At 70.5% G+C, this 11,986-nt stretch carries 10 protein-coding genes and 1 riboswitch; of the genes, 8 read left to right on the top strand and 2 right to left on the bottom strand.

Going from position 1 to position 11,986, the window contains the following annotated elements:
* The first annotated feature begins 5 nt into the window (after positions 1-5).
* The 8 genes from EOE66_RS09250 (at position 6) to EOE66_RS09215 (ending at position 8,038) form a co-directional block, all read left to right on the top strand.
* Positions 6-368 carry a DUF934 domain-containing protein gene (locus EOE66_RS09250; protein WP_128228419.1) on the top strand — a complete coding sequence of 121 codons (363 nt, stop codon included), beginning with the start codon at positions 6-8 and terminating at the stop codon, positions 366-368.
* The gene (locus EOE66_RS09245) at positions 365-1,120 is read left to right on the top strand and encodes a phosphoadenylyl-sulfate reductase (protein WP_128228418.1); all 756 of its coding nucleotides are present in this window, start codon (positions 365-367) and stop codon (positions 1,118-1,120) included. Before EOE66_RS09250 ends, EOE66_RS09245 begins: the two co-directional genes overlap by 4 nt.
* Positions 1,117-2,076, top strand: coding sequence for a sulfate adenylyltransferase subunit CysD (gene cysD / locus EOE66_RS09240; protein WP_128228417.1), 960 nt, complete (start codon positions 1,117-1,119; stop codon positions 2,074-2,076). Before EOE66_RS09245 ends, cysD begins: the two co-directional genes overlap by 4 nt.
* The gene (locus EOE66_RS09235; RefSeq protein WP_128228416.1) at positions 2,076-3,419 is read left to right on the top strand and encodes a sulfate adenylyltransferase subunit 1; all 1,344 of its coding nucleotides are present in this window, start codon (positions 2,076-2,078) and stop codon (positions 3,417-3,419) included. The genes cysD and EOE66_RS09235 overlap by 1 nt, the downstream gene beginning before the upstream one ends.
* Positions 3,420-3,429: 10 nt before the next feature.
* Complete coding sequence (cobA, locus tag EOE66_RS09230) at positions 3,430-4,218, top strand: uroporphyrinogen-III C-methyltransferase (protein WP_128228415.1); 789 nt, start codon at positions 3,430-3,432, stop codon at positions 4,216-4,218.
* A 63-nt stretch (positions 4,219-4,281) separates the two neighbouring features.
* On the top strand, positions 4,282-4,605 hold the full coding sequence (gene fdxA, locus EOE66_RS09225; RefSeq protein ID WP_054137646.1) for a ferredoxin FdxA: 324 nt from the start codon (positions 4,282-4,284) through the stop codon (positions 4,603-4,605).
* Positions 4,606-4,617: 12 nt separating this feature from the next.
* Positions 4,618-5,712 (top strand): NAD(P)/FAD-dependent oxidoreductase, encoded by a 1,095-nt coding sequence (locus EOE66_RS09220; protein ID WP_128228414.1) that lies wholly within the window; start codon positions 4,618-4,620, stop codon positions 5,710-5,712.
* Positions 5,713-5,744: 32 nt separating this feature from the next.
* Positions 5,745-5,845, top strand: a riboswitch (TPP riboswitch).
* Positions 5,846-5,905: 60 nt separating this feature from the next.
* On the top strand, positions 5,906-8,038 hold the full coding sequence (locus EOE66_RS09215) for a TonB-dependent siderophore receptor (protein WP_128228413.1): 2,133 nt from the start codon (positions 5,906-5,908) through the stop codon (positions 8,036-8,038).
* Positions 8,039-8,098: 60 nt separating this feature from the next.
* Here EOE66_RS09215 and EOE66_RS09210 read toward each other — a convergent pair whose 3' ends face one another.
* Positions 8,099-10,978 carry a TonB-dependent receptor gene (locus EOE66_RS09210; protein ID WP_128228412.1) on the bottom strand — a complete coding sequence of 960 codons (2,880 nt, stop codon included), beginning with the start codon at positions 10,976-10,978 and terminating at the stop codon, positions 8,099-8,101.
* A 225-nt stretch (positions 10,979-11,203) separates the two neighbouring features.
* A complete protein-coding gene (locus tag EOE66_RS09205) occupies positions 11,204-11,974 on the bottom strand; it encodes a GntR family transcriptional regulator (RefSeq protein ID WP_164885057.1) in 771 nt (256 codons plus the stop codon).
* Positions 11,975-11,986 lie beyond the last annotated feature (12 nt).

Raw genomic sequence — 11,986 nt, 5'->3', positions numbered from 1 at the left:
ACCCCATGGACTTCATCGACCCCCAAGCTCCGCTGCCGCCCGAGACGCTGGCCCTGGACAACACCGCCGACGTGCTGGCCCTGGCCGAAGGCTGGGCGCCCGGCCGCCCGGTGCAGCTGCGCTTTCCGAAGTGGACGGACGGCCGCGCCTATTCGCAGGCCGTGCTGCTGCGCAGCCGGCTGCGGCATACCGGCCCGCTGATCGCCACCGGCGAGGTGCTCGTGGACATGCTGCCGCTGCTGCAACGCTGCGGCTTCAGCGCCGTGCAGCTGCGTGCCGACCAGTCGTTGGCCGCCGCGCAGCGCGCGCTGGGCTTTTTCCCGGCGCACTACCAGACGGTGCCACCCGAGCGGAGCGCCGCCGCATGAGCCGCGCCATCGAGCTCTACGCCCGCGCCACGCCGGGCCATGAGGAACGCGTTGCCGAGACCGCAGCCTTGCTGCGCAGCGCTGCCGATCGCCACGCCGGCCGCATCGTCTTCACCACCAGCCTGGGCGCTGAAGACATGGTGCTCACCGCGCTGATCGCGCAGCACCGCCTGCCCATCGCGCTGGCCACTTTGCAGACCGGCCGCCTGCATGCGCAGACGCTGGCGCTGATGGACCAGACCGAGGCGCAATACGGCCTGGCGATCGAGCGCTGGGAGCCCGCCGCCGAGGCGGTGATCAGCTTCACCCGCCAGCATGGCGAGCTGCCCATGCGCCAGAGCATCGAGCTGCGCAAGGCCTGCTGCGGCCTGCGCAAGGTGGAGCCCTTGTCGCGCGCGCTGGCGGGCCGCACGGCCTGGGTGACGGGCCTGCGCCGCGAGCAGAGCGACGCGCGCGCTGAACTGCCCGTGAGCAGCGTGGACGAACACGGCCGCGAGAAGCTCAACCCGCTGGCCGCGTGGAGCCAGACCGATGTGTGGCACTTCATCGCCCACCACGGCGTGCCCTACAACCCGCTGCATGACGCGTTCTATCCCAGCATCGGCTGCGAGCCCTGCACGCGCGCCGTGGCCCTGGGCGAGGACATCCGCGCCGGCCGCTGGTGGTGGGAACAGGAAGACGCCAAGGAATGCGGGCTGCATGTCAGCACGGTCAGTGCCGCACCCGCCGCCTTCAACAAGGAAACCGCATGAACGCGCCCTCCAGCCTGGAGCAACTGCTGCCGGCCCTGGACCACCAGCACCTGGACGGGCTGGAAGAGGAAGCCATCTTCATCCTGCGCGAGGTGGCGGCCAGTTTCGAGCGCCCCGCCCTGCTCTTCAGCGGCGGCAAGGACAGCTGCGTGGTTTTGCGCCTGGCGGAGAAGGCCTTCAAGCAGCGTGTGTCCGGAAACCAGTTCAACGGCCGCCTGCCCTTCCCGCTGCTGCACGTGGACACCGGCCACAACTTCCCCGAAGTGATCGAGTTCCGCGACCAGCGCGTGGCCGAGTTGGGTGAGCGCCTAGTGGTGGGCAGCGTCGAAGAGAGCATGCGCCGCGGCACCGTGCGCCTGGCGCACCCGCTGGAAAGCCGCAACGGCCACCAGACCGTGGCGCTGCTGGAGGCCATCGAAGAGCACCGCTTCGATTGCCTGATCGGCGGCGCACGGCGTGACGAAGAAAAGGCCCGCGCCAAGGAGCGCATCTTCAGCCACCGCGACAGCTTCGGCCAATGGCAGCCCAAGGAACAGCGGCCCGAACTCTGGACGCTGTTCAACACGCGCATCAAGCCGGGCGAGCACTTCCGCGCCTTCCCCATCAGCAACTGGACCGAGCTCGACGTGTGGCTTTACATCGCCCGCGAGAACATCCCGCTGCCCGGCCTGTACTACCGGCACGAGCGGCCCGTGGTGCGCCGCAAGGGCCTGCTGGTGCCGGTGACCGAGGTCACGCCGCCGGCCGCGGGCGAGGTGGTGGAGAGCCTGCCAGTGCGCTTCCGCACCGTGGGCGACATGACCTGCACCTGCCCCGTGGAAAGCCAGGCCGCCAACGCCGTGGAGGTGGTGGCCGAAACGCTGACGGTGACCGTCAGCGAACGCGGCGCCACGCGCATGGACGACCGCACCTCCGACGCCTCGATGGAGCGGCGCAAGAAAGAAGGGTATTTCTGATGACGGCCTTGCAAACCGCCGCCAGCGCGCGGCCCGCGCACGCGGCCGACAGCAGCCCGGCGCGCCCGGCGTTGCGTTTCCTCACCGCCGGCAGCGTGGACGACGGCAAGAGCACGCTGATCGGCCGCCTGCTCTTCGACAGCCGCGCCATCCTGGCCGACCAGCTGGACACCCTGCAGCGGCGCGCTGCCGGTGAACCCATCGACCTGAGCCTGCTCACCGACGGCCTGGAGGCCGAACGCGAGCAGGGCATCACCATCGATGTGGCCTACCGCTACTTCGCCACGCCGGCGCGCAAGTTCATCATCGCCGACGCGCCCGGCCACGAGCAGTACACGCGCAACATGGTCACGGCCGCCGCGGGCAGCGACGCCGCCGTGGTGCTGGTGGACATCACCAAGCTCGACCTCAGCCAGCACCCCGTGCGCCTGCTGCCGCAGACGCGCCGCCACACTTTGCTGGCGCAGCTGCTGCGCGTGCCGAGCATCGTGTTCGCGGTGAACAAGCTCGACGCCATCGCCGACCACGGCCCGGCCTTCGAGGCCGTGGCCCAGGCGCTGCAGGCCTTTGCCGATGAAGCCGGCGTGCGGCACGCTGGCATCGTGCCGGTGTCGGCGCTGCGCGGCGACAACGTGGCCGTGCCGATGGACGCCGCTTGGTACGGCGGCCCCACGCTGCTGGAGCTGCTGGAAGGCCTGCCGAGCACGGCCGAAGCCGACGGCGCACAGGCGCAAGCCACTGCTGCCGAGGCCTTCAGCCTGCCCGTGCAGTACGTGGCCCGCGAAGGTGACGGCACCGGCGACAACCCGCGCGTGTTCTGGGGCCGCGTGGCCCAGGGCGCGGTGCAGGTGGGCGACACGGTGCAGGTCTTCCCGAGCGGCGAGCAGGCCGTGGTGGCCGGGCTGCGCCGCGCGGGGGCCACGGTGGCCGAGGTGCAGGCCGGCTGGTCGGCCGGCGTGGTGCTGGACCGCCAGCTCGACATCTCACGCGGCGACTGGCTGGGCACGCCCTCGGCCTTGGCCCCCGTGCAGCGCTTCAGCGCCACGCTGGCCTGGCTGGACGGGGAGCCCGCCACGCCCGGCCGCAAGTACTGGGTGCGCCACGGCCACCGCTGGGTGCAGGCGCGGCTGGTGGAGGTGGCCCGGCGCCTGGACATCCACACGCTGCAGCCCGCACCGGCCCAGACCCTGGCCGTCAACGAGATCGGCGAGGTGGTGTTCGAGCTGCAGCAGCCGCTGCCGCTGGCGCCCTATGCGCAGCAGCGCGTGGGCGGGGCGTTGATCGTCGTGGACCCCGCCACCCACCGCACCAGCGGCGCGCTGCTCGTGCGCGCGGCGGCCTGAGGGCGGCGCGATGGGTCGCGTGGTCTTCATCGGGGCCGGGCCGGGCGCGGCCGACCTCATCACCCTGCGCGGCGCGCGCTGGCTGGCGCAGGCCGACGTGGTGCTCTTCGATGCACTGACCGACCCCGCGCTGCGCGAATTCGCGCCCCAGGCGCGTTGGCTCGATGTCGGCAAGCGTGGCTTCTGCAAGAGCACGCCGCAGGCCAGCATCGATGCGCTGCTCGTGCGCCAGGCGCGTGAACACGCCCTGGTGGTGCGGCTCAAGGGCGGCGACGCCAGCGTCTTCGGCCGGCTGGAAGAAGAGCTGCAGGCCCTGGCCTCGGCCGGCATCGAGAGCGAGGTGGTGCCGGGCATCACCGCGGCCATCGCCGCGGCGGCGCACACGCAAAGGCCGCTCACGCGCCGCGGCACCGGCCGCAGCGTGAGCCTCACCACCGCGATGACGGCCGACAGCCAGCTGCAGGCCGGCCACCACGCCGACACCGAGGTCTTCTACATGGCAGGGCGCCAGCTGGGCGCGCTGGGCCGGCAGCTGCTGCAGGCGGGCTGGGCGGCTGACACGCCGGTTTGCGTGGTTTCGCGTGCCGGCTGGCCTGACGCCTTGAGCAGCGACCACGCGCTCGCCGGGCTGGCCGAGGCCGCGCTGCTGCACGCCAGCCGCCCGACGGTGGTGACCGTCGGCACGGGCGCGCGCGCGGTGACGGTGGCGCCAAAGTCCGGCACCTCTGCGGCCAACGCCGCCATCGCGCCAACAGGCCTTGTGCCGAAGCGCGCCGGCCGCGCGAAGGCTGCCCCTTAAAATCGGGTTTTGTTGCGGGCTGCGGCATGGCCCCACGCCCCACGACACTCCACAGAGAGCCCCATGACCCACGTTGTTCTCGATTCCTGCATCCGCTGCAAGTACACCGATTGCGTCGACGTCTGCCCCGTCGACTGCTTCCGTGAAGGCCCGAACATGCTCGTCATCGACCCCGACGAGTGCATCGACTGCGCCGTGTGCATCCCGGAGTGCCCGGTCAACGCCATCCTCCCCGAGGAAGACGTGCCCAGCGACCAGCTGGCCTTCATCAAGCTCAACGCCGACCTGGCGCGCAACTGGCCCAGCATCACCAAGCGCAAGGCCCCGCTGCCCGACGCCGAAGAGTGGAAAGACCGCACCGGCAAGCTCGACCAGCTGGCGCGCTGAGCGCCCGGCGCCTTGAACCCGGACAGCGGCACGCCCCTGCGCACCGACGCGCTGGTCATCGGCGCAGGCCCGGTGGGGCTGTTCCAGGTGTTCCAGCTCGGCTTGCTGGGCCTGCACGCCGAGGTCGTCGACAGCCTGCCCGGCCCCGGCGGCCAGTGCACCGAGCTCTACCCCGACAAACCCATCTACGACATCCCGGCCCTGCCGCTGTGCACCGGCCGTGAACTGGCCGAACGCCTGCTGCAGCAGGCGGCGCCTTTCCAGCCGCGCTTCCACACCGGCCAGCAGGTGACGCAGCTGGAGGCCGTGGTGCAGCCCGACGGCACACCGGCCTACAGCGTGCACACCGACGCCGGCCTGCACTTCAGCGCCCGCACGGTTTTCATCGCCGCGGGCGTGGGCAGTTTCCAGCCCCGCCATCTCACGCTGGAAGGCGCAGCGGCCTTCGAAGGCCGGGGCCTGCATTACCGCCGGCCCGACGCCACCGCCTGGGCCGGGCGCGATGTGTTGGTGATGGGCGACGACGATGCCGCGCTGGAAGCCGCCATCGCCTGCGCGGCGGCAGGCCCGCAACGCGCCGGCAGCGTGACGCTGATGCACCGCCGCGAAGCCTTCCGTGCCGCACCGGAGACCGTGGCGCAGATGCGCGCGCTTTGCGAGCAAGGCGCGATGCGCTTTGTCGCAGGGCAGCCGGTAGGTTTGGAAGGTGACGCCGAGGGCCGGCTCTCGGCCGTGCAGGTGGCGTTGCCTGACGGCAGCACCACCGCCCTGCCCGCCCGACTGATGCTGGTGCTGCTGGGCCTGAGCCCCAAGCTCGGGCCCATCGCCGACTGGGGGCTGGCGCTGGAACGCAAGCAACTGCGCGTGGACACCGAGAAGTTCGAGACCGCCTTGCCCGGCGTCTACGCCGTGGGCGACATCAACACCTACCCGGGCAAGCGCAAGCTCATCGTCAGCGGCTTCCATGAAGCCACCCTGGCGGCCTACGCCGCCGCTGCACGCCTGTCACCCGAGGGCCGCGTGCTGCTGCAGTACACCACCACCAGCCCGTTGCTGCAGCAGCGCCTGGGCGTGCTGCCTGACAAGCCGGCGCCAGCCGAGACATAATCGCCGCCGCTGCGCGACTTCTGGGCCGTGCAGCACACCGCTAGGGGTGTTGGGCTCGACAGGGCCCGACTGAGAAAGTCCCTTTGAACCTGATTGAGGTAATCCTCGCGCAGGGAAGCAGCCTGAATGCCGCACGGGTTCTCCGTGCGCGGTTTCCAGTTTGCCCACCTGCCATCGCTCACTAGGCAACACGATGGCATTCCGTTCTTCCTTTCCCGCTTCCTTCTCCCTCTCCTTGCTGTGCCTGGCGGCCAGCGGCGCGCTGGCCCAGAGCGGCCCCGCGCAGGTGATCACGGTCACCGGCGCGAGCAGCAGCAACCGGGCCAGCGTGGCCGGCTTCGGCGACGTGCCGCTGTCTCGGCTGCCGATCTCGGCCAGCGTCATCACCACCGCGCAGTTGCAAGACGCCGGCATCGCCAGCCTGGCCGACATCACGCGGCTGGACGCCGGCATCACCGACGCCTACAACCCGCCGGGCTACTGGAGCCAGCTCGCCGTGCGCGGCTACACGCTGGACAACCGCTTCAACTACCGCCGTGACGGCCTGCCCATCAACGCCGAAACCGTGATCGGCCAGGCCAACAAGCAGGCGCTGGAGATCCTCAAGGGCACCAGCGGCCTGCAGGCCGGCACCAGCGCGCCGGGCGGCCTGGTCAACCTGGTGGTCAAACGCCCCCAGCGCGACGTGCGCCAGGCCCGGCTGGGCTGGGAGGCCGACGGCAGCGTGGCCGCGGCCGTCGACGTGGGCGACCGCAGCGACGAGGGCCTGCGTCCGGGCTGGCGCGTGAACGCCAGCGCCGAACGCCTCGACCCGCCGATGCGCAACGCGCGCGGCAGCCGCAGCCTGCTGGCCGGAGCGTTCGAGCTGCAGCCCGCTGAAGGTTCGCTGCTCGAAGCCGAGTTCGAGCTCGGCCGCCAGAGCCAGCGCAGCACGCCGGGCTTCAGCCTGCTGGGCAACCGCCTGCCGGATGCCGAGGCCATCGACCCCCGCACCAACCTCAACAACCAGCCCTGGAGCCTGCCGGTGGTGATGCAGGGGCGCACGGCGTCGCTGCGCTACACGCAGACGCTGAGCGAACGGCTGGATTTCGTGGCGCACGGGATGGTGCAGCGCCTGCGCACCGACGACCGCATCGCCTTCCCCTTCGGCTGCAGCGCCGAAAACAACTACGACCGCTACTGCAGCGACGGCAGCTTCGATTACTACGATTTCCGCAGCGAGGGCGAGCGCCGCAACAGCGACGCCCTGAGCCTGGCCCTGCAAGGCCAGGCCACCACCGGCGCGCTGCGGCACCAGTTCAAGCTGGGCGTGCTGGGCACGCGCTACACGGCGCGCTTCGGCCGCCAGGCCTACAACTACGTGGGCAGCGGCCGCATCGATGGCACGGCCGTGGTGCCGGCCGACCCGGCCCTCACCGACGAGAACACGCAGCGCGACGAGCGCAGCACCGAAGTCTTCGCGCAGGACGCCGTCGATTTCGGCCAGGGCCTGCGCGCCTGGGCCGGGCTGCGCCACAGCCGCCTGCAGCGCGCCAGCGTGCGCACCGACGGCTCACGCCCCGCCGACTACAGCCAGTCCTTCACCACCCCGTGGCTGGCCATCAGCCAGGCCGTGGGTGAAGCCGGCACGGCCTACGCGAGCTGGGGCCAGGGTGTGGAGACCGAAGTGGCCCCGAACCGCTCGCGCTACACCAACGCCGGGCGCGCCCTGCCCGCGCTGAAGAGCCGCCAGATCGAGCTGGGCTACAAGCACAGCAGCCGCGTGCTCGATTGGCGCGTGGCCGCCTTCGACATCGACCGCCCCGAGTGGCGCGACCTCGGCGCCTGCGACGTGGCTGGCAGTTGCACGCGCACCGCCGACGGCAGCGCACGCCATCGCGGCCTGGAGGCCGAAGCCGAGTGGCGCGCCGGTGCCTTCAGCCTGCGCGGCAGCGTGCTGGCCTTGCAGGCCCGCCGCCAGGGCTCGGTGACGGCGGCCGAGAACGGCAAGCGCCCCACCAACGTGCCGGCCCGCAGCGCCAAGCTGCAGGCGGCCTGGAACGTGGCGGCCGTGCCGGGTCTGGCGGTGCTGGGCTTCGTCACGCACGAGGGCGCGCGCAGCGTGCTGCCTGACAACAGCATCCAGACCGACGGATGGACCCGGCTGGACCTGGCCGTGCGCTACACGCAGCGCCTGCAGGCGGGCGCGTCGCTGCTGTGGCGCGCCGGCATCGACAACCTGGTGAACGAACGCGCCTGGAAAGAAGCGCCCTTCCAGTACGGGCACGCCTACCTTTACCCGCTGGCGCCGCGCACGCTCAGCGCCTCGGTGGCGCTGAACTTCTGAAGCGGCGTGGCCGCCCTGCTGCAGGCGGCGTTGCCGACCGCAGCAGGGCGAGGCGCAGCCTCAGATGCGCGCGCGCAGGTTCAGGAAGAACTGGCGGCCGCTCTCGTGCCAATAGCCCGGCGCGTTGCCGGTGATGAAGTAGGTGCTGCGCACCGGGTTGAGCAGGTTGTTGCCGTCCAGCGTGATGCTCATGTTGCGCGTGATGCGGTACTGCAGCGACATCGACAGGCTGCCTGAGCCCTTGTACTTGTGCACACCGTTGCCCGGCGTGTTGGTGCCGTTGCCGACAAAGCCGATGGCGTAGTCGGAGCGGTGATTCCAGGCCAGGCGCCCGCTGAACTGCTGGTTTTCGTACCAGAGCTGCGCGTTGTAGGTGGCGCGCGAGGTGCCCAGCAGCTCAGCCCCGTCTTCGTCGGAGCCGTCCACCAACGTGCCGTTGAGGTTGACGCCGAAGCCGCCGCCGATGGGCATCTCCAGCACCAGTTCCAGGCCCGACAGGCTGGCCCGCTTGCCGATGCGCGAGGTCACCGTGTAGACCGCGTTCTGGCCGGTGGCGGTGTTGAAGAACTCCACCTGCGAGGTGCCGGCCTTGACATAGTTCTGCAGGTTCTGCGCGAACAGCGCGATCTGCCAGTACGACTGCGGCGCGAAGTAGTAAGCCAGCGAGGTGTCGACGTTGGTGCTGGTGATGGGCTTGAGGTTGGGGTTGCCGCTGCTGCCGGTGAGCAGCGTGTTGTTCAGGCTCACCGCGCCGGCCAGTTCGTTGTAGTTCGGCCGGCCCAGGGTGCGGCTGATCGAGAAGCGGCCAATCAGCCCGCGGGCCACCTGGTAGCGCAGGTTCAGGCTGGGCAGCAGCGCCGTGTGGCTGGTTTCCGTGACCTGCGGGATGTAGGTGGCGAAGGCCGAGCCGACGATGGCGTTCGGCACACTGCACGGCGCCAGTGCCACGCACGAGCCGGTGCCGCTGGTCGGCAGCGCCTGGTACGACAGCGAGTACACCTTGGTCTGCGCCACGCGCAGACCCGCGTTGCCCGAGAGCTCGTCCTTGTCGAACTCGGTCATCGCGTAGATGGCGTTGTTCGATTCCTCCACGCGGTAGCCACTGGTCCAGATCTTGGCGCGCACCGGGTCCCAGTTCACGTACTGCGAAGCGAAGGCGCTGATCTGGTCGGGCGTGTAGCGGAACAGCTCGCGCGGGAAGTTGGCGTCCAGGCCGCTGCCCCAGTTGCCCGGGTAGGCGGTGGCCGGCGCCGGGACCTGGCCGTTGGGCACGATGGGCTGCAGCGTCGGCAGCGTGGTGCCCGGGTAGACCGGCAGGTTCTGGAAGTTCACCAGCAGACCGCCCGTCACGCTGAGGAAGGGGCTGGGGGTCACGGGTTGCCCGTTGGCCTGGTCTTGCGCGTTCCAGCGGGCGCCCAGCACGTCGTAGGTGCGCACGTGCTTGGCCGTGCGTGCCCCGAAGCGCAGCTTGTTGAAGAGGTCGCCGCCCAGGTCGAGGGTGCCGTTCAGGTGCAGGTAGCTCTCGTCGTCGGCGCTCTTCACGGAGGCGCCGGTGTTGCTCATCTGCACGTAGCTGCTGGTGCGTGAGAGGTCGATGGCCTGGCCGCTGATCGCATTCGTCATGCGGTAGTCGGTGGGCCGGGTGGTGTTGATGGTGTAGCTCATGTTCGGGTTGATCAACCCGAAAGTCAGGCTCGGCTGGGAGTTGGTGACGCCCTCGCCCTCGGTGTAGCCCACGCGGCCGTCGAAGCTGAGCTTCTCGCTGGCCTTCCACTTGAAGTCGAAGTCGTAGAACGAGGACAGCGAGGACGCGCCCCGGCGCTGGTTGTGGTCGAACTGGAAGCCGATCACGCGCTGGTTGGCGTTGGCGGTGGTGGGCGCCGGGCGCTCGAGGCGGGCGCTGGTGATGACGTCGCCTTCGATGCGTGCGTCGCGTATCAGCCAGCCGTTGTTGACCAGCGCCGTCGGCAAGGCGAAGGCGCTGGAGTTGTAGTTGTCCGCATCCAGCGTGACGCGGAAGGCGCTGAAGTGCAGGTCGATGTCCGAGGTGGGCTTGAACTGCACCCCCAGGTAGCCGCCGACACGCTCGCGCACGCCTTCGAACAGCGCCGAGTTCAGGCTGCCGGGCATGCGCTTGTTCGCCAGTTCCGGGTTGCCCGAAGCGGTGGCCTGCGCCGCGGTGATGGTGCCGAAGCTGAAGGTCTCCTGGCCGTCGCGGCGCAGGTGGCGCTTCTCGCTGAAGGCCTGCAGCAGCACGCCGAAGGTCTTGGCCTCGTTGCGCCACGCGAACAGGCCCGAGAGCTGCGGGTCGGTCTTGCGCGGCAGGTCGGCGTACACCGCGCCGACGGCAGCCTCGCCGGTGAAGGTGTTGCGGAAGTCCAGCGGCTTGCGCGTCTGGATGTCCACGGTGCCGGCGATCCCGCCTTCGGTGATGTTGGCCTGGCCGGTCTTGTAGACGATGGCCCGCCCGATCAACTGGCTGGGCATGAGGCCGAAGCCGACGCTGCGGCCGCTGGAGCCCTGGTCGCCCACGTGCCAGTCACCCGAAGAGAGGGCGTGGCCGTTGATCGTCACCAGGTTCAGGTTGGGGCTGGTGCCGCGGATGGCGATGCGCTCGGCCTCGTCCATGGCCAGCGCGCCGCCGAACTGCACGTTCAGGCCGGGCAGGCGCGACAGGGCATCGGCGATGTTCTTGTCGGGCATCTTGCCCACGTCTTCGGCGGTGATGACCTCCACGCTGGTCAGCGCGTCGCGTTTGCTGGTGATGCTCTGCAGGATGGACGCCCGGATGCCCGTCACCTCGATGGTCTGCGTGGGCGGCTTGGCCTGCGCGGCCGGCTGCGGCTGGGCCTGCGCCTGTGCCTGTGCCTGGGCTTGCGCAGAGGCCGCCAGCATCAGCAGCAGGGCCGCAGCGGCGGTGGGCTTGAGGGTGGGGGTCATGAAGCGCTCTCCTCGTTGGGGTCTGGGCCGGCACGCAAGCCCGATGCTTGAAACTAGACCTTAGGCCTAAAACATTGTGGCTTGAAGTGGCGCGAATGTGGGCCACTGATTGGCGCTTTCCGGGTTAGTCCGGAGCCTGGCTGCCGTGCCGGCACCACGGCACGCGCTGCCGCGGCGTACGCTGCAGGGTTCCGTGCGGGTCAGGGGCGCCGTGCGGCGCCGGGCTCAGGGCGCGTTCGCGCTGCCCTCGGCCGCTGCGTCGGTTTCGGGCGACGTCAGCGCACGGCCGACGTTCACCTCGAAGCGGTAGCGGTCGGCGCGGTACAGGCTCTTGCCGTACTCGACCGGCTCGCCGTCGGTGGCGAAGACCAGCCGCTCCACCAGCAGGGCCGGGCTGAAGGGCGCCACGTCGAGCAGCCGGGCCTCGTCTTCGGTGAGCACGGTGGCCTGGATCTCCTGCGCGGCATTGCGCACCACCAGGCCGTATTCGCGCTGCAGCACCTCGTACAAGGAAGCGCTGACCAGGCGCGCCGGGTCGAAGCCCGGCAAGCGCGCGCAGGGCAGGAAGGTGTGCTCGATGGCCATGGGCTCGCCGCTGGCCAGGCGCAGGCGCTGCACCTCGAAGACCTCGCTGCCGGGCACGGCCTTCAGCCGCAAGGCCACCTTCGCATCGGCCCGGCTCACGCCGTGCGAGAGCAGTTCGCTGCTGGCCACCAGGCCGCGCTCGCGCATGTCTTCCGTGAAGCTGCGCAGCAGCAGCGGCTTGAGCCAGCTCTGACCGCTGACAAAGGTGCCAGCGCCCTGGCGCCGCTCGAGCAGGCCGCGGGCCTGCAGTTCGTCGAGCGCGCGGCGCAGCGTCTCGCGGGCCACGCCCAGCTGCTCGGCCAGCTCGCGCTCGGGCCGCAGGCGCGTGCCGCTGCCGGCCTGCTGGAGGATGGCCTCGAGCCCGCGGCGCAGTTGGTCGCGGCGCTCTTCGCGCTTGCGGGGCTGGGCCACGGCCGGAGCTTC

The organism is Rubrivivax rivuli (assembly GCF_004016505.1).
Lineage (GTDB): Bacteria > Pseudomonadota > Gammaproteobacteria > Burkholderiales > Burkholderiaceae_C > Rubrivivax > Rubrivivax rivuli.
Note: the sequence above shows the minus strand (reverse complement) of the source record. Positions and strands in the feature narration are given on the sequence as shown.